The sequence below is a fragment of the Kitasatospora sp. NPDC051170 genome (assembly GCF_044455705.1).
In the GTDB taxonomy this organism is placed as follows: domain Bacteria; phylum Actinomycetota; class Actinomycetes; order Streptomycetales; family Streptomycetaceae; genus Kitasatospora.
The window spans coordinates 167507-187918 of record NZ_JBITFA010000013.1 but is presented as its reverse complement, the minus strand read 5'-3'; the positions used below and the strand labels follow the sequence as shown (position 1 = coordinate 187918).

The 20412-nt window shown below is 72.1% G+C and carries 24 protein-coding genes and 1 pseudogene; 11 read left to right on the top strand and 14 right to left on the bottom strand.

From position 1 onward, the window contains the following. Positions 1-46 precede the first annotated feature (46 nt). Positions 47-733 carry a copper homeostasis protein CutC gene (locus ACIBCA_RS26280; protein ID WP_396285456.1) on the top strand — a complete coding sequence of 229 codons (687 nt, stop codon included), beginning with the start codon at positions 47-49 and terminating at the stop codon, positions 731-733. 56 nt (positions 734-789) lie between these two features. Here ACIBCA_RS26280 and ACIBCA_RS26275 read toward each other — a convergent pair whose 3' ends face one another. Next, positions 790-2877, bottom strand: coding sequence for a HelD family protein (locus tag ACIBCA_RS26275; RefSeq protein ID WP_396285533.1), 2088 nt, complete (start codon positions 2875-2877; stop codon positions 790-792). A gap of 254 nt (positions 2878-3131) precedes the next feature. Here ACIBCA_RS26275 and ACIBCA_RS26270 point away from each other — a divergent pair, with 254 nt between their 5' ends. Further along, entirely contained in the window at positions 3132-3290 is a 159-nt protein-coding gene (locus ACIBCA_RS26270; protein WP_396285455.1) for a hypothetical protein, read from the top strand. Positions 3291-3302: 12 nt separating this feature from the next. Here the strand turns inward: ACIBCA_RS26270 and ACIBCA_RS26265 are convergent, their stop codons facing one another. Both ACIBCA_RS26265 and ACIBCA_RS26260 read right to left on the bottom strand, forming a co-directional pair. Further along, on the bottom strand, positions 3303-4940 hold the full coding sequence (locus ACIBCA_RS26265) for a DNA repair helicase XPB (protein WP_396285454.1): 1638 nt from the start codon (positions 4938-4940) through the stop codon (positions 3303-3305). Between the two features lie 124 nt (positions 4941-5064). After that, entirely contained in the window at positions 5065-5469 is a 405-nt protein-coding gene (locus ACIBCA_RS26260; RefSeq protein ID WP_396285453.1) for a hypothetical protein, read from the bottom strand. Positions 5470-5574: 105 nt separating this feature from the next. Between ACIBCA_RS26260 and ACIBCA_RS26255 the strand changes: the two genes are divergently transcribed. Then, on the top strand, positions 5575-5826 hold the full coding sequence (locus tag ACIBCA_RS26255) for a hypothetical protein (protein WP_031063943.1): 252 nt from the start codon (positions 5575-5577) through the stop codon (positions 5824-5826). Positions 5827-5839: 13 nt separating this feature from the next. On the opposite strand, the gene ACIBCA_RS26250 is transcribed toward ACIBCA_RS26255, so the two are convergent. Further along, the gene (locus ACIBCA_RS26250) at positions 5840-8341 is read right to left on the bottom strand and encodes a helicase-associated domain-containing protein (protein ID WP_396285452.1); all 2502 of its coding nucleotides are present in this window, start codon (positions 8339-8341) and stop codon (positions 5840-5842) included. A 290-nt stretch (positions 8342-8631) separates the two neighbouring features. On the opposite strand from ACIBCA_RS26250, the gene ACIBCA_RS26245 reads away from it, so the two are divergent. Both ACIBCA_RS26245 and ACIBCA_RS26240 read left to right on the top strand, forming a co-directional pair. After that, positions 8632-9351, top strand: a complete 720-nt coding sequence (locus tag ACIBCA_RS26245) for a hypothetical protein (protein ID WP_396285451.1) — start codon at positions 8632-8634, stop codon at positions 9349-9351. A gap of 67 nt (positions 9352-9418) precedes the next feature. After that, complete coding sequence (locus ACIBCA_RS26240) at positions 9419-10150, top strand: DUF6193 family natural product biosynthesis protein (protein WP_396285450.1); 732 nt, start codon at positions 9419-9421, stop codon at positions 10148-10150. Here ACIBCA_RS26240 and ACIBCA_RS26235 read toward each other — a convergent pair. Then, positions 10143-11018 carry an alpha/beta fold hydrolase gene (locus tag ACIBCA_RS26235; RefSeq protein ID WP_396285449.1) on the bottom strand — a complete coding sequence of 292 codons (876 nt, stop codon included), beginning with the start codon at positions 11016-11018 and terminating at the stop codon, positions 10143-10145. The genes ACIBCA_RS26240 and ACIBCA_RS26235 overlap by 8 nt on opposite strands. Before the next feature lie 58 nt (positions 11019-11076). On the opposite strand from ACIBCA_RS26235, the gene ACIBCA_RS26230 reads away from it, so the two are divergent. After that, positions 11077-11682: a TetR/AcrR family transcriptional regulator gene (locus ACIBCA_RS26230; protein ID WP_396285448.1), complete on the top strand. Its 606-nt coding sequence runs from the start codon at positions 11077-11079 to the stop codon at positions 11680-11682. 21 nt (positions 11683-11703) lie between these two features. Here ACIBCA_RS26230 and ACIBCA_RS26225 read toward each other — a convergent pair whose 3' ends face one another. Next, a complete protein-coding gene (locus tag ACIBCA_RS26225; protein WP_396285447.1) occupies positions 11704-12447 on the bottom strand; it encodes a hypothetical protein in 744 nt (247 codons plus the stop codon). A gap of 252 nt (positions 12448-12699) precedes the next feature. Between ACIBCA_RS26225 and ACIBCA_RS26220 the strand changes: the two genes are divergently transcribed. Beyond that, entirely contained in the window at positions 12700-13749 is a 1050-nt protein-coding gene (locus tag ACIBCA_RS26220) for a fatty acid desaturase family protein (protein ID WP_396285446.1), read from the top strand. A 35-nt stretch (positions 13750-13784) separates the two neighbouring features. After that, a complete protein-coding gene (locus ACIBCA_RS26215; protein WP_396285445.1) occupies positions 13785-14120 on the top strand; it encodes an NIPSNAP family protein in 336 nt (111 codons plus the stop codon). 83 nt (positions 14121-14203) lie between these two features. Here the strand turns inward: ACIBCA_RS26215 and ACIBCA_RS26210 are convergent, their stop codons facing one another. Further along, entirely contained in the window at positions 14204-15028 is an 825-nt protein-coding gene (locus tag ACIBCA_RS26210) for an alpha/beta hydrolase (RefSeq protein WP_396285444.1), read from the bottom strand. 115 nt (positions 15029-15143) lie between these two features. On the opposite strand from ACIBCA_RS26210, the gene ACIBCA_RS26205 reads away from it, so the two are divergent. Further along, positions 15144-15569 carry a MarR family winged helix-turn-helix transcriptional regulator gene (locus ACIBCA_RS26205; protein WP_396285443.1) on the top strand — a complete coding sequence of 142 codons (426 nt, stop codon included), beginning with the start codon at positions 15144-15146 and terminating at the stop codon, positions 15567-15569. Between the two features lie 133 nt (positions 15570-15702). Beyond that, positions 15703-16869, top strand: coding sequence for an amidohydrolase family protein (locus tag ACIBCA_RS26200; RefSeq protein ID WP_396285442.1), 1167 nt, complete (start codon positions 15703-15705; stop codon positions 16867-16869). 76 nt (positions 16870-16945) lie between these two features. Here ACIBCA_RS26200 and ACIBCA_RS26195 read toward each other — a convergent pair whose 3' ends face one another. Continuing rightward, on the bottom strand, positions 16946-17374 hold the full coding sequence (locus ACIBCA_RS26195; protein ID WP_396285441.1) for a DUF4267 domain-containing protein: 429 nt from the start codon (positions 17372-17374) through the stop codon (positions 16946-16948). Positions 17375-17560: 186 nt separating this feature from the next. Beyond that, the gene (locus ACIBCA_RS26190; protein ID WP_396285440.1) at positions 17561-18100 is read right to left on the bottom strand and encodes an NUDIX hydrolase; all 540 of its coding nucleotides are present in this window, start codon (positions 18098-18100) and stop codon (positions 17561-17563) included. 88 nt (positions 18101-18188) lie between these two features. Here ACIBCA_RS26190 and ACIBCA_RS26185 point away from each other — a divergent pair, with 88 nt between their 5' ends. After that, positions 18189-18419, top strand: coding sequence for a hypothetical protein (locus ACIBCA_RS26185; RefSeq protein WP_396285439.1), 231 nt, complete (start codon positions 18189-18191; stop codon positions 18417-18419). Between the two features lie 61 nt (positions 18420-18480). Here ACIBCA_RS26185 and ACIBCA_RS26180 read toward each other — a convergent pair whose 3' ends face one another. The 5 genes and pseudogenes from ACIBCA_RS26180 to ACIBCA_RS26160 all read right to left on the bottom strand — a co-directional run bounded on the left by ACIBCA_RS26180 (position 18481) and on the right by ACIBCA_RS26160 (position 20239). Beyond that, a complete protein-coding gene (locus tag ACIBCA_RS26180) occupies positions 18481-18675 on the bottom strand; it encodes a DUF397 domain-containing protein (protein ID WP_396285438.1) in 195 nt (64 codons plus the stop codon). Between the two features lie 26 nt (positions 18676-18701). After that, positions 18702-18893, bottom strand: a complete 192-nt coding sequence (locus ACIBCA_RS26175) for a DUF397 domain-containing protein (RefSeq protein ID WP_396285437.1) — start codon at positions 18891-18893, stop codon at positions 18702-18704. Continuing rightward, positions 18880-19107: pseudogene (locus ACIBCA_RS26170) on the bottom strand (DUF397 domain-containing protein); the annotation flags it as partial. The pseudogene ACIBCA_RS26170 and the gene ACIBCA_RS26175, both read right to left, overlap by 14 nt. An 84-nt stretch (positions 19108-19191) precedes the next feature. Next, positions 19192-19383 (bottom strand): DUF397 domain-containing protein, encoded by a 192-nt coding sequence (locus tag ACIBCA_RS26165; protein WP_396285436.1) that lies wholly within the window; start codon positions 19381-19383, stop codon positions 19192-19194. After that, complete coding sequence (locus ACIBCA_RS26160; RefSeq protein WP_396285435.1) at positions 19376-20239, bottom strand: helix-turn-helix domain-containing protein; 864 nt, start codon at positions 20237-20239, stop codon at positions 19376-19378. The genes ACIBCA_RS26165 and ACIBCA_RS26160 overlap by 8 nt, the downstream gene beginning before the upstream one ends. Between the last annotated feature and the right edge of the window lie 173 nt (positions 20240-20412).

Below are 20412 nucleotides of genomic sequence, written 5' to 3'. Positions count from 1 at the left end.
TGCCGGGGGCTCGCCGCGTTCCGTGCGATGTGGCAGGCTGTCTGATATGTCTAGACCAATTTTCGAAGTCATCGCGCTGACGCCCCAGGACGCCCAGGCCGCCGAGTCGGGCGGCGCCGACCGGCTCGAACTGGTCACCGACATGGCCGCCGACGGGCTCACCCCGTCCGTCGAGGACTTCGCCCGGATCCGGGCCGCCGTCGCGATCCCGCTGCGGGTGATGCTCCGCATCCGGGACGGCTTCGCCCCCGGCGACCTGGACGAGCTGTGCGCCCGGGCCGCCGCGCTGCGGGCCGAGGGCGCCGAGGAGTTCGTCCTCGGGTTCCTCGACGCCGAGGGCGCCGTCGACCTGGCCGCCACCACGGCCGTCGCCGAGGCCGTGGCCGGCTGCCGCTGGACCTTCCACCGGGCGATCGACCACAGCGCCGACCGGGCCGCCCTCCGGGCCGCCGTGTCCGGCCTGCCGGGCCTGGACACCTTCCTGACCTCCGGCGCGGCCGCGGGGGTCGACGCCGGGCGCGAGGTGCTGGCGGCCGAGCTGGCGCGCCGGGGCGAGCCGGGCTACGGGCAGCGGATCCTGATCGGCGGGGGCCTGCGGGCCGAGCACATCGAGGAGCTGCGGGCGGAGGGCTTCGACGCCTTCCACGTCGGCGGGGCCGTGCGCGCGGACGGCTGGCTGACGCCGGTGGACGCGGCCAAGGTCGCCGAGTGGCGGGCGCTCATCGACGCCTGAGACGCCGTACGAAGCCGTACGAAAGGGCCGGCCACGGTGCCGGCCCTTTCGCGTGCCTAGAGCAGCTGCTCCGGCAGCGGCTCGGCGTGCAGCACCGTCAGGCCGGAGACGGCGCGGGTCAGCGACACGTACAGCCGGCGCAGGCCCGTGCGCTCGTCCGGCTCCCCGGCGACCACGGCGGCCGGCTCGTCCAGCACCACGTAGTCGTACTCCAGGCCCTTGGCCAGCGAGGCCGGGACGAGGGTGAGGCGGGCGCTCGCGCTGGTCTCGGTGCCGGGGGAGAGGAACGGCAGGCCCGCCGCCTCCAGGGCCTCGGCGAACAGCGGGATCCGGGCGTCGGCGGCGATCAGGCCGGTCGAGCCCTCGTGGGTCAGCGCCCGGCGGCAGGCGTCGAGGACGGCCTCGGTCAGCTCCTCGGCGGCGACCTCGCGGATCGCCAGCGAGCCGGGCGTCTCGCGCACCGAGGTGGCCGGGGCCAGGCCCGGGGCGATCGAGGGCAGCAGCCGGGAGGCGTAGACGATGACCTCCTCGGGCACGCGGAAGCCCTTGGTCAGCTCCTCGATGTGCGCCTCCGGCTTGCCGAGGTGGTGCAGCGCCTCGGGCCAACTGGCCGTCGCCCAGGGGGTGGTGCCCTGGGCGAGGTCGCCGAGGACGGTCGCCGAGCCGGTGGTGCAGCGGCGGCCGACGGCGCGGTACTGCATCGGGGAGAGGTCCTGGGCCTCGTCGAGCACCACGTGGCCGAGCGAGGGGGTGCGCTGCACCAGGTCCGTCGCCTCGTCGACGAGGACGGCGTCGGCCTGCGTCCAGCGGGCGGTCTTGACCGAGCGGCCGGGCTTGGGCCACAGGACGGCGGCCTGCTCCTCGGCGCTCAGCACGCCCTCGGCGCAGGCGGCGAGGAACTCGGGGTCGGAGAGCAGCCGCAGCACCAGCTTGGCCGGGTCGACGGCGGGCCAGCACTCCTTGGCCACGGCCTTGACGGCGGCGTTGCGGGCCACCGCGTCCTGCACCCGGTCGTCGGGGGCCTCGCCGGACTGCTCCATCTTGAGCAGCACGGTGTGCGCGATGCGCTGGGGCAGGGCGTCCCTGGCGGCGCCGTAGCGGCTGTCGCGGGCCTTCAACTCCTCGATGATCTGCACGAGTTCGTGGACGGGGACGCGGTAGCGGCGGGAGCCGCGGACGACCACGCAGGGCTCGGTGGGCAGGGTGATGCCCGACCGTACGGCCCTGCGCAGCACCTCGGCCATCCGGGCGTCGCCCTTGAGCCGGGCCGCCTCGGGGGTGTCCTCGCCGCGCACCTCGACGTGGCCGACGAGCTGCTGCACCGTCGCCTGGCCGACCTCCAGCTCGCCGAGGGCGGGGAGCACCTGCTCGATGTAGGAGAGGAAGGCGTTGTTGGGGCCGATCACCAGGGTGCCGGTGCGGGCGAGGCGCTCGCGGTGCGCGTACAGCAGGTACGCGACGCGGTGCAGGCCCACGGCGGTCTTGCCGGTGCCGGGCGCCCCCTGGACGCAGATGGTGCCGGAGATGTCGGAGCGGACGATCTCGTCCTGCTCGGGCTGGATGGTGGCGACGATGTCGCGCATCGGGCCGACGCGGGGCTTCTCGATCTCGGCGGCGAGGAGGGCGGAGGCCGTCTCCTTCTCCGCCGGGTCGGAGAGGTGCTCGTCCTCGTAGGCGGTGAGTTCGCCGCCGGTGTAGCCGAAGCGGCGGCGGCGGTCGACGTCCATCGGCTCGGTGCGGCTGGCCCGGTAGAAGGGCTGGGAGACGGGCGCGCGCCAGTCGATGACCATCGGGTCGCCGTCCGCGTCGTGGACGTGGCGGCGGCCGATGTAGAAGTTCTCTCCCCCTCCTCCCTCGCTGAGCTCCTCGCTGATCGCGTGGAGGTAGTCGAGGCGGCCGAAGAACAGCGGGGTGTCGGAGAGGTCGGCCAGGGCGGCGATCCTGGCCTCGATCTGGTTCTGGAGGATGACGGCGGTGACCCAGGTGCCGGTCACGTCGCGGATGTCGAGCGACTCGACGTCCGCGCGCATCGCTCGCAGCGCGGCCCTGGAGGCGGCCAGGTGGTCGCGTTCGCGCTGGAGGGGGTCGGTGGTGGGGGTGGCGGGCACAGCGAACCTTCCCGGCTGCCCCGGTGGCGGGCGCAGCGGATCGATGGAGCTCACGGTGGGTAGAGCCGACCGGTTGCCGTGCGGTCGACGCCTCCCCCGGCTGCCTGCGTGACTTCAGCAGGTACCACGGTGCGGGAGGGGGCAGACGGACGATCTTAGACCCGTCCGCCTCGGGGTTCCAGCCCCGCAGGTCTCGGGGGTGCTCCTACACCCGCAGGAGGACGGGCGGCGCGGTGGATACGGCCTTCGGAGTGATGCCGTGGGCCGGTCGGGTACCTACCGTTGAAGACATGAGCACACGAGACGAGAACCCCACTGTCCCGGCCGGTGCGACCGTCGCGGCCGCCCGTCACCGCAGCCCGCTGAGCGTCGCCTTCCGCAACGTCGGGATCGCCCTGGACACCGCCGCGCGCGTGATCTTCCTCGGGCGCGACGGTGTCCGGTACTGAGTGTTTCAGGAGCTACAGCACGTCGTCCGCGTCGATGATCCGGTACGCGTAGCCCTGCTCGGCCAGGAAGCGCTGCCGGTGGGCGGCGAAGTCCTGGTCCACGGTGTCCCGGGCGACGACGGAGTAGAAGTGCGCCGAGTGCCCGTCCGCCTTCGGGCGCAGGACGCGGCCGAGGCGCTGGGCCTCCTCCTGGCGGGAGCCGAAGGTCCCCGACACCTGGATGGCGACGGTCGCCTCGGGCAGGTCGATGGAGAAGTTGGCGACCTTGGAGACGACCAGGACGCCGATCTCCTTGTTGCGGAAGGCGTCGAAGAGCTTCTCGCGCTGGGCGTTGCTGGTCTCGCCCTTGATCACGGGCGCGTCGAGGGCCTCGCCGAGCTCGTCCAGCTGGTCGATGTACTGGCCGATGATCAGCGTCTGGTCCTTCTCGTGCTTCCTGACCAGCGCCTCCACCACCCGCCGCTTGGTCGCCGTGGTGGCGCAGAAGCGGTAGCGCTCCTCCGGCTCGGCGGTGGCGTAGGCCAGCCGCTCGGAGTCGGTCAGGGTGACGCGCACCTCGCAGCAGTCGGCGGGCGCGATGTAGCCCTGGGCCTCGATCTCCTTCCACGGCGCGTCGAAGCGCTTGGGGCCGATGAGGCTGAACACGTCTCCCTCGCGGCCGTCCTCGCGCACCAGCGTGGCGGTCAGGCCGAGGCGGCGGCGGGCCTGGAGGTCGGCGGTGAACTTGAAGACGGGTGCGGGCAGCAGGTGCACCTCGTCGTAGACGACCAGGCCCCAGTTGCGGGCGTCGAACAGCTCCAGGTGCGCGTAGACGCCCTTCCGCTTGGTGGTCATCACCTGGTAGGTGGCGATGGTGACCGGGCGGATCTCCTTCCTCGTGCCGCTGTACTCGCCGATCTCGTCCTCGGTGAGCGAGGTGCGCTTGACCAGTTCGTGCTTCCACTGGCGGGCCGAGACGGTGTTGGTGACCAGGATCAGCGTGGTCGACTTGGCGTGCGCCATCGCGGCCGCGCCGACCAGCGTCTTGCCGGCGCCGCAGGGCAGCACGACGACGCCCGAGCCGCCGTGCCAGAAGCCCTCGACGGCCTGCTCCTGGTACGGGCGCAGCTGCCAGCCGTCCTCGTCCAGGTCGATGGGGTGCGCCTCGCCGTCGACGTACCCGGCGAAGTCCTCGGCGGGCCAGCCGAGTTTGAGCAGCACCTGCTTGATCTGGCCGCGCTCGGAGGGGTGCACGATCACGGTGTCCGGATCGACCCGGGTGCCGACCAGCGGCACGATCTTCTTGGAGCGCAGCACCTCCTCCAGCACCGGCCGGTCGGTGGTGGTGAGCACGAGTCCGTGGGTGGGGTGCTTGACGAGCTGGAGCCGCCCGTAGCGGCCCATGGTGTCGGCCACGTCCACCAGCAGCGCGTGCGGCACCGGGTAGCGGGAGTACTTCACCAGGGCGTCCACCACCTGCTCGGCGTCGTGGCCGGCCGCTCGCGCGTTCCACAGGCCGAGCGGTGTCACCCGGTACGTGTGGACGTGCTCGGGGGCGCGCTCGAGCTCGGCGAAGGGCGCGATGGCGCGGCGGCAGTCGGAGGCCTTGGGGTGGTCGATCTCCAGGAGAAGAGTTTTGTCGCTCTGGACGATGAGCGGTCCGTCGTTCACGCGGGGGAGCCCTCCACTGGCTGACACGTCTGCGTTGGCGCAGACCCTCCAGTGTCGCTCATTCCCGGCGTCGTGTGACGGGCTACGAGCTACGAGCTACGGGCGCCGGGCTATGGGCGCCGGGCTACTTCCACTCGTAGATCCTGCCGGTGGAGGTGCCGTCCGGGGCGACGTCGAACTCGAAGACGCCGACGACGCCGTTGAGCTTCTCCAGCTGCGGGGCGATGGTGGAGAAGAAGATCGCGCCGCGGTACTGGACGACGCCTCCGTCGGTGAAGTGGCCGAGGCCGCTGCCGTGCCAGGTGACGGTCTGACCGTCGGCGGTCATGTCGACGCCCTGGCCGTCGCCGAACAGGGTGCCGTCGGCGCGCAGTTCGGTCTCGTAGGTGCCGAAGCCGGAGACCGAGACTCCGTAGTAGCCGCTGGTGCCCTCGAACGACACCTCGACGACCGCGTGTCCGTCGGCGGCCGCGAGGACCCGTCGGCCGGTGTCCTTGCCGCTGACCTCGCCGATCAGTTCGCCGAGCATGATGCCTCCTCTGTGAAACCCCCTGTCCTTCCGGACTACGCCGGGTGCGACCGCCCGTCAACCGCTTCGAGTGACCACAGTCCGTGCTCGCTCGTTGAGCTGGCCATGAAGACCTCGAAGCGTGTTCTCACCGCCCTCGCCCTGATGGGCACGGCCTTCGCGGCCACCGCCTCCTCCGCCGGTTCCGCCCACGCCCTCGCGGGCATCGGCGAGGGGCCCGGCGGGCTGCTGGCGGCGCCCGGATTCCTGATCGCCGACCAGGTGGGCGGCGGCTCGCTGCCCATCGGGCAGGGCGAGATCGGCAGCGTGGCCGACCACGCCGTGCAGGAGAAGATGAAGGGGGCGACCGGGCACTGAGCCTTTCAGGGGTTCATTCGTCGAGCTCCGCGACGCCCGTGATGCGGTGCAGGGCGAAGGTGCGCAGCTCGTCCGCGTGGTGGTCGAAGGCGGTGACGTACCCGCCTTCGACCTTGACCGGGTCGATGATGCGCTGGCTGGCGATGCCCTCGGCGTTGAGGTAGCCGATCCACATCCGCTCGCCGAGCAGGACGGCGGTCTGGAGCGCGGCGAGGGTGTCGGCGGCGGCCGTGCGGGGCAGTCCGCGCGGGTCGGGGGCGGGCTCGCGGCGGGTGGCGGTGGCGGCGCGGTCGCCGGCGCGGATGGCCTTGACGGCGGCGGCGAGCAGGGTGTCGTCCGGGGTGGGCGGGCCGTCCGGGACGGGCACCGGGGCCGTGCGGGGCGGGGTGCGGTGGCTGTCGGGGCGGGTGATCAGCACGTCGCCCTCGGCGGATTCGGCGGCGGGCGCGTAGCCCATGGTCCGCAGGGTGGAGAGCAGGACGTCCGGGGCGGCCTGGGAGGCGAGGACGGTCGGGGCGAGCAGGCGCAGCCTCAGCTCGGCGGAGCGGCGGTCGGCGAGGACCTCGTTCAGCAGTGAGGGGTCGTCGCAGCGCAGGTACGAGGAGGCGGCGCCGACGCGCAGGATGCCGTGCCGGCGGGCGACGTCGTCGATCAGGTAGCTCAGCGGCTGGGGGACGGGCGTGCGGCTGTGCTGGGCCAGGAAGGTCTGCAGGTCGGCTGCGGTGCGACCGGCGTCCAGGGCGCGGCGTACGGAGTGCGGGGTGAAGCGGTAGACGGTGGCGCCGCCCTTGGACTCGATGTCGGCGCAGAGGGCGAGGGCCTGGGCGAGCGGGGTGAGCAGCGGGCCGGGGGCGATCGCGGTGAGGTCCGGCTGGAGGATCACGTGGTCCAGCGGCTGCGGCAGCAGCGGGGCGAGCACCTCGGCCGGGTCGGACTCGGCGGTGAGCAGGGCGCGGGCGGGGGCGGCGAGGGCGCCGCGGCCGGTGATTCCGAGGAGTTCGGCCTCCTCCAGCGCCCAGGTGGCGAGGTTGTCGCGCAGCTCGCGGCCGTCCGGGCCGACGGGGCCACCGCGCAGGGGGCGCTGCCAGCGCAGGGTGGGGAGCAGCTCCTCGGCGGTGGCCGGGGTGCCGGGCGGGAGTTCGGCCAGCAGGGCGAGGGCGGCGCGGCGCACGGACGGGGCGAGGGTGCGGTCGAGCTCGGGGCCGAGGGCGGCGCGGGGCTTGCCCTTGCCGTCCGGGGTGCCGGTGAGGGCGGGCACGCGGGTGGCGGCGAGCCAGGCGGAGGCGAGGACGGACCAGCGCTCGGCGGTGTCCAGGTGGAGCCAGGCGTCGTAGCCGGGGGTGGGGGCCCAGCGTTCGTCGGCCTCGCCGTCCGGGGCCAGCAGGCCCGCGGCGTAGGCGAGTTCGAGCCAGAACGCGGTCTGCCGCTCGGTGGTCTCCAGGGTCTGCGCGGTGCGCTTGAGGTCGCGCACGCCCAGGCCCCCGGCGCGCAGGGTGGGCGGCGGGTTGAGGCCCCAGGCCTCGAGCAGTTCCTCGACGGTGCGCACGGCGGTGTGCGCCTGGCCGGCCGCGGCGGCGTCCACCACCTGGGTCTCGCGCGGGGCGGCGGCGGGCGCGGGCTCCGGCGGCGCGGGCTCGACGGTGCGGTGGCTGCGGCCGCCGCGCAGGTGCAGGGCGAGTTCGCGGGGCAGCACGACGCTGCCGGGGCTGCTGGGCAGCAGCAGGCCCCGGGCGAGCAGCCATTCGACGGGGCTCTGGGCGTCCTCGGCCGTCACCGGGCGGGTGGCGTCCGGGACGGTGCCGGTGGGCGGGCCCCAGACCAGCCGCTCCAGCAGCCGCAGCGCGGGCTCGGGGGCCGTCTCCAGCAGGGCGGCGCAGCGGGCGCGGTCGGTGAGCAGGGCGGTCAGGGCGGCGACGGCGGTGACCGGGTCCGGCGTGGCGGGCTGCCCGGCGGAGGCGAGCAGCTGCTGGAGCCGGGCCGGGGACATGCCGACCGTGGCCTCGGCGAGGGTCGGGCCCAGGCCCGTACGCCCGGGGTTGGCGGCCGTCGGGGCGAGGGCCTCGCGGGCGGCGAGGACCAGGCGCAGGCCGTTGTCGGGGCCCCAGAGCAGCGCCCGGTCGCGCAGGGTGGCCAGCGCCCGGGGCAGGGCGGCGGCGACGGCGGAGCGGTCGGCCGGGGTGAGCGGGGTGGCGCCGGGGTGCGGCTTGACCTTCGTCGGGCCGGTCAGCAGCGTCCGTACGGTGGCGAGGCTCGTGCCGTCCGGGGCGGTGGCCAGGGCCTCGGCCGTCTGGAGGGTGAAGCGGTCCAGCCGCTCCAGGGCGCGCAGCGCGGAGGCGCGGGAGGAGAGCCGGGCGGACAGCTGGGTGAGGTCGCCGGGGACGGGGTTCAGCAGGTCGGGCCGGGAGCGCAGCAGGGTGGCGAGCGCGTCGTCGGGGCGGGCGCGCAGCTCCTCGGCGAGGGTGCGGGGGCCGGCGGCTGCCCTGCCCTGGCGTTGGGGGCCCTGCTGTGTGGTCATTCGACCTAGGTTAGTCGGGCGGGCCGACGGCGGGGGAGCGCCGTGCACCCGGTGCGGGGGCCGCGTTGGACTCGCGCGGGTGGGGGCGTGGTGGGTAGCGTCACGGCGAGGGCGGTTCGGTGGGCGGTCGGGTACGGGCGAGGCGGGGTGTCGGCGGGATGACGGACGGCGAGTGGTGGCGCAAGAGCGGGCCGTGGAGCGACCGTTCGGGGGGTGCGCCGGTTCCTCCTGCTGCTCCCCCTGAAGCTCCTTCGGCTCCTTCGGCTCCTGCGGCTCCTGCCGAGGACAGCGTGTACGACCCGCCGGCGCCGAGTGCGGGCGGCATCGAGTCCGTTCCGCTGGAGCCCCCGCGCGTCACCCCGGACACGCAGCCGCCGCCGGGGCCGCCGCCGTCCTCGGTGTCGAGCCACGGGCCGTGGACGATGACGATGTTCGACTTCTCGGAGGGCGGCGCGGCCCCGGCGCCGAGGCCCATCCCCGAGCAGCGCACCGGCGAGGCCGACCCGGCGGCACCGCCGCAGCCGCCCGTACCGCCGGAGGCCGCACCGGCCGCGCGCGGGAAGAAGGCGCGCAGGGAGAGGAAGGCCAAGGCCGCGCCCGCCCCCCGGAAGGCCCGGGCGAAGGCTTCCTCGGCCTCGGCGAAGGGCGTGCGCAAGCCGTCCCCGCTGCTCCTGCTCTCCTGCGGCCTGCTGACCGGCGGCGCCGTCACCGGCTTCTTCCCGGCCATGCTGGCGGGGTGGGGCCTGGGCTACCTGTCGCGCCAGATGTCCGACCTGATGCGCAAGTTCGTCATCCTCGGCATCCCGATGGTCACGATGACCGTCACCACCCTCCTCGCCATGCAGCGCGCCAAGCACGCCGCCGGCGCCGGCGCGGGCGTCCAGACCTCCGCCCCGCTGGGCCAGTTCAGCTGGTCCATGGCCCCGGACGTCCTGCGCACCGCCGCCGGCGTCACGGCGGCGGTGCTCCTCCTGGTGGCGATGCGCCGCCGCCCGCCGCAGCAGGGGTGAGGGCGGTCGGCTCCTCGGCTCCTCGGCTCCTCGGCTTCGGGCGGGGTGGTTCGGGCACACTGGGGTCATGAACTCAGGGGCGGGTGCGGGCAGCAGGGTCAGGTGGGAGGACGGTGCTCTGCAGGCCGCGATGAGGGGTGCGGCGGCGGAGCTGGGGCTCGAACTGCCCGAGGCGGACGGGAAGTGGGGGCGTCTCGCGGAGTACGTCGACGAGGAGAGCGGCCGACGGGTGATGGTGTACCCGCCCGACAGCGGGCGGCGGGCCTTCCACGTGCGGCTCCAGGGCAACCGGGCGCCCCTGGCCTTCGGGGCGTCCTCGGACCTGGCCAAGGTGGTCAGGGCGGCGTCGGCGTGGATGGTCGGCGCGGGGCTTGAGGAGACGAAGGCGCGCGCCTCGTTCGTCCGGTACCGGCCCTGGGCCCTCGCCCATGAGCAGAAACCTTTCGGCAGGGTCGAGTTGGCCTGGCTCATCAAGCTCGACCGCGTCCACACGCCGCCGTACAACCGGCACCCGCGCGCCCACGCGGTGCTGGCGGCGGCGTACGCCCAGCCCGTGCTGCGGGGGCTGATGCCGGTCAACAGCCACTTCAACCTCTGGTTCTCCACCACGATCGAGGAGCCGTCGAGCTCGAAGGTCGGGTACGTCCTGTGCCCGTACGAGGGCGGGGTGTACGGAGCGGACGGGGGGCTGTACGAGGTGTGGAACGCGGGCGAGTTGGTGGCGCGGACCGGGACTCCGGAGGAGGCCGTCGCCCTGGTGGTGGCCGGTCTCCCGGAGGGGATCGGGCCGGCTATCTGAGGCCGGGGTCCAGGCCGGGGTCCAGGACGGCGTTCAGGACGGCGTCGGGCGCGTCCGTGGTGAGGGAGTGCCCGGCGTCGGGGACGATGCGGACGGTGACGGCCGGGGCGAGGCGGTGCAGGCGTTCGGCGGTGGTGGGGGCGTCGTGGAGGGCGCTGTGTTCGCCGAGCAGGGCGAGGGTGGGGGCGCTGAGGCTGCGGAGTTCCTCGTCGGTGAGGGTCGTGGCGAGGGGCAGGCGGCGGCGGAAGCCGGTGGAGGCGCGGAGCAGGGTCATCAGTTCGGTGTCGAGGATGGCGGTGTTGCGCAGCCCGCGGGCGAGGGCGGGCCTGAGTGCGCGCGGGGCGAGGGCGGCGAGGCCGCCGAGGATGATCCAGCGGTAGAAGCCCTTGCGCAGGTCGGCCAGGCCCGCCGCGTCGACGAGGGTGAGGCGGCTGGTGCGGCCGGGGTGGCGGATCTGGTGGTGGAGGGCGACCCAGCCGCCGTAGGAGCAGCCGACGACGTGGGCGGTGGGGAGGCCGAGGGCGGCGAGGAGCTCCTCGAACCAGTCGGCGGCGTCCTGCCCGGTGCGGATGGGCGCGCTCTGCACGCTGGCGCCGGGTTCGCCGACGGGGTCGACGGCGATGACGGGGTGCCGTCGGGCGAGGGGCGCGAGGTGGGCGTGCCACATGAGGGCGTTGCCGCCGGAGCCGGGGAGCAGGACGATCGGCTCCCCGGTGGCGGGGCCCGCGCGGTAGACGCGGGTGGTGCCGTAGCTCGTCGGGATGGTCAGGGTGGTGCGGGCGCCGGGCCAGAGCAGGGTGAGGGCACGGTCGTAGGCGGCGCGGTAGCGGGCTTCGGCCTTGGCGTTCCTGAACTCGCTGATTCGCATGGTACATGTGTATCACAGGCATGATACGGGTGTACCAAGGAGGAGGAGGGCGCCGGACATGGCGGAGAAGGTCGAGCACGAGGAGCGGCGGCGGCAGATCGCCGAGGCGCTGCTGCGCATCGCCGACACCGAGGGGCTGCAGTCGGCGAGCATGCGCGCGGTCGCCACGGAGGCGGGCGTCTCGCTGCGGCTCGTCCAGTACTACTTCACGACGAAGCAGGGCCTGTTGCTGGACGCCCTCGCCCGGCTGGGTACCCACTTGCAGGCCCGGATGGAGCGCTGGATCGGCGAGGCGCGGGCCCCGCGTGAGGTGGTGACGGCCATCCTGTCCTGCATCCTGCCGACGGACGCGGAGAGCCGCCGGATCGCCCGCACGTACGCGGCGTACTACGCGCTGGTGCTCAGCGATCCGGAGGTGCTGGAGGCGAGGGCCGCGCAGCCGCCCGCGGTCCTGGAGGGCTTCCTGGCACGGCAGTTGGCGGCGGCGCGGGAGGCCGGGCAGATCGCGCCGGGCCGGGACACGGCGATGGCGGCGGCCGGGCTGCTGGCGATGGTCAACGGGCTCGGATCGAGCGTGCTCGGCGGCCAGCGGGACGGTGAGGAGGCGCTGGCGATCCTGCGGCACCACCTGGACGAGCTGTTCGCCGGGGCGGGGCCGGTGTGAACCGGCCCCGCGGTCGGTGTGTCAGGTCAGGGGGAGGGACTTGACGCCCGAGAGTAGCGGGATGAGCTGGTAGTTCCCGTCCCCGGGGCCGCAGGACGGTTTGGTGTCGGGGGTGTTGGAGACGTTCGTCCCGGCCTTGAAGCGCCCGTCCCCGCTGGGGGCGAAGGTCGTCATGTGGTCGCGGTAGCGGTCGAAGTAGTACAGGCACTGGTGCAGGTTGAGGTACCGCCCGGCGGTCAGGTCCAGGGGGGTGGCGCTGGACAGCAGGGGGATGGGGTGGTCGGTGCCGCCTCCGCCGCAGACGACGGCGGTGTCACGGGTGTCGGAGATGTTGGTGCCCGCGACGAACTTGACGTCGGTGGTGCCCACCACGGTGGTGAGGTGGTCCTTGTTGTAGTCGCTCCAGAAGATGCACTGGTGCAGGTTGAGGTAGCGTCCGGCCGTCCGGTCGTAGGGCTCGGCGGCGGTGTAGACGTCGAGCTCGTAGTTCCCGTCCCCCGGGCCGCACACCGCGGAGGGGACGGGGGTGTCGGAGATGTCCGTCCCGGCGGCGAACCGCCCGTCGCTGCTGGGGACCAGCGTCGTCATGAGGTCGAAGTGGGTCTCGTCCGAGAGCGGGCTGTTGTAGACGCACTGGTGCAGGTTGACGTACCGGCCGGACGGGCCCCGCGGAGCGCCGTGGACGGCACTGGCGGGAGTGGTCAGGGCGGCGGACAGCGCGGCGACGGCGGCGAGCGCGACGGCGTGACGTGGGGCGAGGCGCATGCGGGGGGACTCCCGGGTGGGGGTGCGGCCGCTCCGGGCGAGCGGCCGCCTCGCAGGAGGCTTCCCGGGCGCCGGAGGCTTCGGGGCGCCGCGCCGGGAACTTCACCCGAACCGCCGCGCGTCGGCCGTCGGGGGCGCGGGGACTCGGGCGTGGGGGAGGCTGACACCCGCCGCCGGGCGGGGGTTAACACCCGTACGGGACGGGTGCCTTCCCCGTTCTGGCGGGGTGGGCCCTCGGGCGAGACTCGGGGCATGTCCACAGACGTCATGACCAAGGCGCCCGCCCCCGCCCGCCAACTGCGGGGAGACGGCAGCGACTTCGCGCAGCTGAGCCGCCGGATCGCGGCCGAGGGACTGCTCGACCGGCGGAAGGGGTACTACGCCGCACGGTCGGGGCTGGTGCTCGCCGCGTTCGGCGGCGGGTGGTGGGCGGTGTTCGCGCTCGGCGACAGCTGGTGGCAGCTGGCGCTGGCGGCGGGCCTGTCGGTGGTGTTCGCCCAAGTCGGCCTGATGGCCCATGATCTGGCGCACCGCCAGGTCTTCGACCGGCGCAGGCCCAGCGAGGCCGGCGGGCTCGTCGCGGCCAACCTGCTGATGGGGATGAGCTACGGCTGGTGGATGAACAAGCACACCCGCCACCACGCGAACCCCAACCACGAGGAGCGGGACCCGGACGTCTCGCCGGACCTGGTGGTGTGGTCGCAGCGGCAGGCCCGGGAGGCGAGCGGGCTGGCGCGGTTCATCGGGCGGCGGCAGGCGTACCTGTTCTTCCCGTTGCTGCTGCTGGAGGGGCTCAACCTCAGCTACAACAGCTTCCGGGCGCTTCGGCGGCCGACGATGAAGCGGCCGCTGCTGGAGGGCGCGCTGCTGGTCGCGCACTTCCTGGCGTACTTCGGGATGGTGTTCGCGGCGCTCCCGGCGGGCAAGGCCGTGGCCTTCCTGGCCGTCCACCAGGCGCTGCTGGGCGTGTACCTGGGATGCGTCTTCGCCCCGAACCACAAGGGCATGCTGATGGTGACGCCCGAGATGAAGCTGGACTTCCTGCGGCGGCAGGTGCTGACGTCACGCAACGTGCGGGGCGGGGTGCTCGTGGATTCGGTGATGGGCGGCCTCAACTACCAGGTGGAGCACCACCTCTTCCCGAGCATGCCGACACCGGCGCTGCGGCGGGCGGCGCGGATCACCCGGCAGTTCTGCGCGGAGAAGGGGATCGCGTACTACGAGGTGGGGCTGGCGCGGTCGTACCGGGAGATCCTCGGGCACCTGCACCGGACGGGGGAGCCGCTGCGGTCCGGTGAGTAGCCTCGGGGCTTCGCACCGAGACGGGGAGCCGCACGATGATTCTCGAGATCCGCACGTACAGGCTGAAGCCGGGCAGCGGCGAGGAGTTCGTCCGCGTGATGCGCGAGGAGTCCGTGCCGCTGCTGGAGGAGGCCGGGGTCCGGGTGGTGGCCTGCGGGATGTCGCTGGTCGCCGAGGACGGGCACGAAGAGGCTTACCTGATACGGGCGTTCGCCTCGATCGAGGAACACCGGGAGCAGGAGGAGGCGTTCTACGCGAGCGACGCGTGGCGTTCCGGGCCCCGGGAGGCGATCGTGTCGCGGATCGAGAGCTACCACTCGATCGTCATGGAGGCGCCGGAGGAGGCTGCTGCGGCGCTCGAACGGGGGTGACGATCGCGTGGTGGGCCCCGGCGACCAGGTTTCGGTCGCCGGGGCCGTCGGCGTCGACGGTGCGGGTTGTGGCGCGCCCCGGCTCACAGGTGCGCGGTGAGGAAGCGGGCGGCGCGGTCGAGGGCGGCGTCCGCCGCGGGGTTGGTGGCGAAGTCGAGCTGGAAGACGTGGGTGAGGCGGGCCCCGACCTCCAGGGTGACGTCCACGTCGTCCGCGCCCGCGCGGCCGGCCAGGCGGACGGAGTCGTCGAGCAGCAGCTCGCTCGCGCCGACCTGGATGAGCAGCGGCGGGAGGCCCGTGAGGTCGGCGAACACCGGGCTGGCCAGGGGCTGCGCGGGGTCGGCCGCGCCGAGGTAGAGGTCGGCGCCGTCGCGGATACCGGCCTTGGTGAAGATCGGGTCGATGCCCTCCTTCGAGACGGCGCTGCCTCCGGAGACGGTGAGGTCGGTCCAGGGGGAGAAGAGGACGGCGGCGGCGGGCATCGGCAGCCCGGCGTCCCGGGCCTGGAGCAGGGTGGCGAGGACGAGGCCGCCGCCGGCGGAGTCCCCGGCCAGGACGAGGTTGCGCGGGTCGGTGCCGGAGTCGAGGAGGTCGCGGTAGGCGGCGAAGCCGTCCTCGACGGCGGCGGGGAAGGGCTGCTCGGGCGCGAGCCGGTAGTCGACGGAGAGGGCGCGGACACCGGCGCGGCGGGCCAGTTCGCCGGTGAAGCCGGCGTGGGTGTCGGGGGAGCCCAGGGCGTAGCTGCCGCCGTGGAAGAAGAGGAGGCGGGCCGGGCCGGTGGCGCCGGCGGGCTCCAGGTCGAGGGTCGGGCGGCCGCCGAGGACGGTCCGCCGGACGGTCACGCCCTCCGGGAGGGGCCGGGAGATGATGGCGGCGAACGCGTCGCGCTGGGTGGCGAGGTCGGACATGACGGGCCTCCGGGGTTGGGATGGGACGCGAGGATTGATTCCTGGGAATCGATCTGCCGCAAGAGTAGCCTGATTCCAGGGAAGATGATTCCCGGGAATCTATTGGAGGACTGTGATGCGCGTCACGCCGGTGTTCGTGGACCTGGTACGGGTCGAGACCCGCCTGTACAACACGGTGAGCGCGCGGCTGCGCGACGAACTGGACCTCGGGCTCGGGCAGTTCGAGTTCCTGGAGATCATCGATCGCGTGCAGGGGTGTCGCGTGCAGGACCTGGTCGGCGAGCTGGCGATCACGGTGGGCGCGGTCAGCAAGGCGGTCGACCGGCTGGTCGCCACGGGCTGGTGCGTGCGGGAGGCGCACCCGCAGGACCGCAGGTCGTCGCTGCTGAAGCTGACCCCCGAGGGGGAGGAACGGCTGGCCGCCGCCCGTCCGGTCGTCGAGGCCGAGCTCGCCGCGCTCACGGCGGGGGTGTCGCAGGACGACCTCGCTCGCGTCGCCGAAACGATGGCCACCCTCCGCGCGAACCTGGAAGCGCTCTAGGGAGTGCGGGTGGCCGGGTTGCGTCCGTTCGGGCGGGCGTCGGCGGGCGACACTCCGAGGCGTCGTCGAGTGGTGATGCTTCGTCAGCTAACTCTTCTGTGTGGCAGTTCACGGCACTACGTGGAGGCAGCACATGAGGAGAAGCCAACGGACCGGCAGGCGGCTGACCGCCTTCGCCGTCAGCGTGGCCGCGGCGGCGGTCGTCGTCTCGCCCGCCGGGGCGGGTGAGGCGCTGGCGGCGGCGCGGGACTGCTTCGACCGGTCGAAGCGGCCGTACACCTCCGTGGTCGACGCCCACCTGCACTTCCGCCCGTTCGGGGGCCGGGCCATCCCCTTCGAGGAGGTCAACGGGTACCTGACCAAGACCGGTGTTCACCACGCCAACATGTTCGGCATCGGGCAGGTGCTTCCGGCCGATTCGGACTGCACCTACTACCTCGACTGCCCCGGCACGCCCGTCCGCCCCCGCATGCGCAACGACTTCGCCAACGCCGAGAGCCTGCGCGAGTTCCGGCCCACGGACCCGAGCCTCGCGCTGTCGATGACCTTCATGGACCTGCACCACCCCGAGACGGTTCCCGACGGGATCGCGCTGCTCGACCGCGAGTACCCGGGGATGTTCCGCTGGGCCGGCGAGGTGAACGTGGTGAAGCAGGCCCTGTTCCCCAACCTGGCGGAGCCCGCGACGAGTGAGGACATTCCGCGCTGGGCGCCGTTCATGAAGGTGTACGAGGACCGGGGCATCCCGGTGACCTTCCACTCGGACCTCGGGAACGACGCCGAGCCCACCAAGTACCTCCACCTGATGGAGGAGATCCTCGACCGGTACCCGAACAACAAGATCGTCTGGGCGCACATGGGGTTGTCCAAGGAACTCACCCGCATGGACCCGGATCTGCACATTGCCATCCTGGGGCGGCTGCTGGACGAACACCCCAACCTGACGGTCGACTTGAGCTGGCGAGTGCTGGAGGACCTGTACTTCAGCAAGCCTGGCAATCGGGAGAAGTACGCGGCCTTCCTGGACCGGTACCCGAAGCGGGCGATCCCGGGGACGGATTTCGTGGCGGCGCGGAACAAGGATTACGCGGTGTACGAGCAGGAGTTGGAGGTCACCAGTCGGATCAACGCGGCGCTGGGGGACACGGCGTTCCGGGACATCGCGCTCGGGCAGAACTACTTCAAGCTGCTGGGGCTGAAGGACCGGGCGCCCCGCATCTGTGGCAACGGCCTCCGGCCCAACGGGATGCCCGTTCCGGGGCCGCTGCCCGCGACTGCTCCGGCGGACGACGAGGACTGAGTGGAGTCGGTCCCACGGCCCCTCGCGCGAATCGGCGCGAGGGGCCGTGGCGTGTCGGTCGGTTCTCGCCGGGCGCTCAACGCGTGGCGGGGGCAGGGGTGGGCGCGGCGATGGTCGTGGTCCGGCGCGTCTCGTGCAGCGTCAGCAGGCCCGTGACGATGACGGCCAGCGCGGTCAGGCCGTGGACGCCGTAGGCGGCGGTGGTGGAGCCGTGGTGGGCGAGGACGTTGGTCATGTCGCCGATCGGGATGAGGGCCTCGACCAGCATGACCGTGCCCAGGGCGCGGCGTTGGCCGGTCAGCAGGAGGGCCGCGAGGAGGAGGCCGCCTGCGACGTCGCGGATGCCCTTGAGCCGGAGGAAGCCGTCGCCGTCGCCGGAGGGCCAGCTCGGCAGGCCGAAGGTCGGCGCGATGGTCTCGGGGGAGACGATGAAGCGCGTCCCGAACCAGAGGACGAAGAGGAGCAGGGCGGCGGTCAGGGCGGTGTTGACGGTCTTGAGCGACATCGTTCTCTCCAGGCGGGGTCGGGTCGGCTTCGGCACGCTTCTAGCGCCGCTAGGTCACGGGTCAAAGCTAGACCTGCTTGTGCTCGATTGTCTAGCGCCGCTAGCAATGGGGTCGACTTGCCCAACCCGCACGGCCCCTCGCGATCCTGCGCGAGGGGCCGTGCGGGTGGGCGGTTGCTGTCCGGGCTACAGGAGGTGCAGGGCGTCCAGGGCCATGTAGGCCGCGGCGGCGTCGGTGAGCTCGCCGCTGCGGAGGACGGTGGTGCGGAACTCGTCCAGGGAGAGGGTGGTGACGTCGATGAACTCGTTCTGCTCCAGCTGCGGTTCGGCGACTTTGACGCAGTCGGTGGCGTAGAAGGCGTAGCGCAGGGCGTTGGAGTAGGCGTCGAGCCAGTAGCAGCCGGCGGGGTGGAGATCGCCTTGGTAGCCGGTCTCCTCGAGGAGTTCGCGAGTGATGGCTGCTTGTGCGTCCTCGCCTGGTTCGAGGAGGCCGCCGGGCAGGTCGTAGAGCATTCGCGCGGGACCAGGGCGGTACTGGCGGGCGAGGATGACTCGGCGATCGGGGGTGAGGGCGAGTACCGCGCCTGCGGGTCGCTCGTTTTTGAGGAAGAACTGGCCGTTCCGGCCGTCCGGCAGTTCGAAGTCGACCTGGTCCACGGATCGGCCGAACTTGCTGAAAACGGTGGTTCGTTCGAGTTCGCGCCAGGGTGTAGGGGTGTCGCTCATGGCCGGACTTTACGCCCCGGCTGTCGTAAGGGTGAGGTGGAGAAGGCCCACTAGCCTGGGCGCACCGAGCACGGAGAAAGCGGGACGCATGGACGAACTCGAGGCCCGGGAAGTGGCCAACACCCTCCGGCGCCTGGGTATTCGAGGGGTCGTCTCCCTCGAAGATGCCGACAAGCCGACCGGACGTTGGAGGGTGTACGACAGCACCGATGCCACAACCCGGCGGGACATCACCAATGAGGCTCTGACGGTGATCGCGGGCCGGTCTCGACCGCAGACTGGCTCGGCGCGAGGATTCGTCGTCCCGCAGTCTCGCTGAGCGGTGGCCTGCACCGGCACGGGCCTCGGCCGCTCGCGCCGTTGCGCGAGCGGCCGAGGGGTTAGGCGTGGTGGTCGAGGTCGCCGGCCTTGGTGCTGTGGAGGAGGGCGGAGAAGGTGGCGGGGGCGCTGCGGAGGATGATGCTGGCCTCGTCGGATTCGCGGAGTTCGACGAGGTTGCCAACCGCGCGGACCTCCACGCACTCGCTAGAAGCTCCGCTGTAGCTGGACTTCTGCCATTCGTGGTCATCAGGCATCGCTTTTCTCCAGAGCGGCCGAGGAGTTAGGCGTGGTGGTCGAAGTCGCCGGTCTTGATGTCGCACAGGAGCGCGGCGAATGCGGCAGGGGTGGTGCGGAGAATGAGACGGCCTTCGTCGGACTCACGGAGTCCGACGAGCTTGTCTATCGCACGAACCTCGACACACTCGTTGTTCGCCGCGCTGTGGCTCGACTTCTGCCACTTAGAGTCGGACATGCTTGCCTCCGTGGTCCAGTCCCTTGCGTGGTGTGGCGCGAGGTGTTGGGCGCCAGGTGTGATGCTCGAAGCCTCCGGCCTTGATGCCGTGGAGGAGCGCAGCGAAGGTGGCTGGGGTGGTGTGGAGGATGAGGTGGCCTTCGTCGGACTCACGGAGTTCGATCAGGCTGCCCTCTTGGCGGACCTCGACGCATGCGTTGTTTGCGCCAGAGTGGTTGGACTTCTGTCAGTTCTGGTTGGACATTCTGACCTCCAGAAGGATCTGGCCGCTCGCGTCGGTGCGCGAGCGGCCAGAATGTCAGGCGTGGTGGTCGAAGTCGCCGAGCTTGGTGCCGTGGAGGAGCGCGGCGAATGCGGCGGGGGTGGTGCGGAGAATGGTGCCGGCCTCGTCGGACTCGCGGAGTCCGACGAGGCCTTCTGCTCTGCGTACTTCCACACACTCATTGGAAGCCCCGCTATAGCTGGACTTCTGCCATATGGAGTCACGCATACTTGCCTCGCATCTCATCCCCGATGGATTGAATGAACTCCCGCGACTCAGGTTCTGAGAGGGCGGCGGAGCTCAGGCGTGCGAACACATCTCGATGCCAGACCAGGCTCGGCTGGGCGTCAAAGTACATGCTCCCCACTCCAGTATCCATCTGGAGAGTGGCGAGCTCAGGCACCGGGCCTTCAAGGAACATGATGTTCTCTCCGCCGCCAGGGAAGGTATCGAGATCGAAGGGCACTACGCGGACGGAGATCCGTTCGGCGAGCGAGTCGGAGATGAGGCAGTCGAGCTGATCAGCAAGAACCTGCGGTCCTCCGAACTGCATTCGCAGTGCTGCTTCATGGATGTAGGACACACAGCGCACTCCGCCCTGGTGGACAGCCTCTTGCCGCTGCATGCGGAAGGACGTTCGGGTGTCGAGGTCACGGCTCGGAGCGATGGGGATGAATCGGGAGAACACCGCAGCCGCGTATGCCTCGGTCTGCTGTAGCCCGGGGATGTATGTGGTCGCCCAGGTTGAGATCTCGCGGGCGTTCGCCTCAAGCTCGGCGATCTCAAGGAAGTCGGTGGACAACGTCCCGCGATACTCCTCCCACCATCCCTTTCCGCGTTCGACTGCCATCTCTGCGAGCGCGTCGATGAGGGGGCGGTTAGTGCAGCCGCAAGCTGCGGCAACCGTGCGCAAGCGGTCAGCGCTGACACCGATCTTCCCGGTCTCCATCTGTGTCACCTGAGTTGGTGCCAGGCCAAGCGTTCGAGCGAGCTGACTGCCTCCGAGGCCTGCCTGTTCGCGCATTCTGCGCATCTCTGTGCCCAGCCGACGTTGGCGCAAGGTCGGTTCGCGGCGAAGCGGCATGGTGTCCTCTCGGTGCGGAAGTGGGACCAGTCTGCCGCGCTTCGCTCGGAAGGGGGAACATAGCGCAGCTTGCCTTCAAATGTAGGCAAGCTGCGCTATGGTCGATCTCACATCGATCCGACGGATCGTCAGTAACTCCTGCTGCCAGGAGCCGCAGAGCAGCCATGCCCTCT

Excerpts from the sequence above, each read along its gene's own strand:
- ACIBCA_RS26280 (WP_396285456.1), top strand. The coding sequence starts at position 47 with ATGTCTAGACCAATTTTCGAAGTCATCGCGCTGACGCCCCAGGACGCC.
- ACIBCA_RS26270 (WP_396285455.1), top strand. The coding sequence starts at position 3,132 with ATGAGCACACGAGACGAGAACCCCACTGTCCCGGCCGGTGCGACCGTC.
- ACIBCA_RS26260 (WP_396285453.1), bottom strand. The coding sequence starts at position 5,469 with ATGCTCGGCGAACTGATCGGCGAGGTCAGCGGCAAGGACACCGGCCGA.
- ACIBCA_RS26255 (WP_031063943.1), top strand. The coding sequence starts at position 5,575 with ATGAAGACCTCGAAGCGTGTTCTCACCGCCCTCGCCCTGATGGGCACG.
- ACIBCA_RS26250 (WP_396285452.1), bottom strand. The coding sequence starts at position 8,341 with ATGACCACACAGCAGGGCCCCCAACGCCAGGGCAGGGCAGCCGCCGGC.
- ACIBCA_RS26240 (WP_396285450.1), top strand. The coding sequence starts at position 9,419 with ATGAACTCAGGGGCGGGTGCGGGCAGCAGGGTCAGGTGGGAGGACGGT.
- ACIBCA_RS26235 (WP_396285449.1), bottom strand. The coding sequence starts at position 11,018 with ATGCGAATCAGCGAGTTCAGGAACGCCAAGGCCGAAGCCCGCTACCGC.
- ACIBCA_RS26230 (WP_396285448.1), top strand. The coding sequence starts at position 11,077 with ATGGCGGAGAAGGTCGAGCACGAGGAGCGGCGGCGGCAGATCGCCGAG.
- ACIBCA_RS26225 (WP_396285447.1), bottom strand. The coding sequence starts at position 12,447 with ATGCGCCTCGCCCCACGTCACGCCGTCGCGCTCGCCGCCGTCGCCGCG.
- ACIBCA_RS26220 (WP_396285446.1), top strand. The coding sequence starts at position 12,700 with ATGTCCACAGACGTCATGACCAAGGCGCCCGCCCCCGCCCGCCAACTG.
- ACIBCA_RS26215 (WP_396285445.1), top strand. The coding sequence starts at position 13,785 with ATGATTCTCGAGATCCGCACGTACAGGCTGAAGCCGGGCAGCGGCGAG.
- ACIBCA_RS26210 (WP_396285444.1), bottom strand. The coding sequence starts at position 15,028 with ATGTCCGACCTCGCCACCCAGCGCGACGCGTTCGCCGCCATCATCTCC.
- ACIBCA_RS26205 (WP_396285443.1), top strand. The coding sequence starts at position 15,144 with ATGCGCGTCACGCCGGTGTTCGTGGACCTGGTACGGGTCGAGACCCGC.
- ACIBCA_RS26200 (WP_396285442.1), top strand. The coding sequence starts at position 15,703 with ATGAGGAGAAGCCAACGGACCGGCAGGCGGCTGACCGCCTTCGCCGTC.
- ACIBCA_RS26195 (WP_396285441.1), bottom strand. The coding sequence starts at position 17,374 with ATGTCGCTCAAGACCGTCAACACCGCCCTGACCGCCGCCCTGCTCCTC.
- ACIBCA_RS26190 (WP_396285440.1), bottom strand. The coding sequence starts at position 18,100 with ATGAGCGACACCCCTACACCCTGGCGCGAACTCGAACGAACCACCGTT.
- ACIBCA_RS26185 (WP_396285439.1), top strand. The coding sequence starts at position 18,189 with ATGGACGAACTCGAGGCCCGGGAAGTGGCCAACACCCTCCGGCGCCTG.
- ACIBCA_RS26180 (WP_396285438.1), bottom strand. The coding sequence starts at position 18,675 with ATGCCTGATGACCACGAATGGCAGAAGTCCAGCTACAGCGGAGCTTCT.
- ACIBCA_RS26175 (WP_396285437.1), bottom strand. The coding sequence starts at position 18,893 with ATGTCCGACTCTAAGTGGCAGAAGTCGAGCCACAGCGCGGCGAACAAC.
- ACIBCA_RS26165 (WP_396285436.1), bottom strand. The coding sequence starts at position 19,383 with ATGCGTGACTCCATATGGCAGAAGTCCAGCTATAGCGGGGCTTCCAAT.
- ACIBCA_RS26160 (WP_396285435.1), bottom strand. The coding sequence starts at position 20,239 with ATGCCGCTTCGCCGCGAACCGACCTTGCGCCAACGTCGGCTGGGCACA.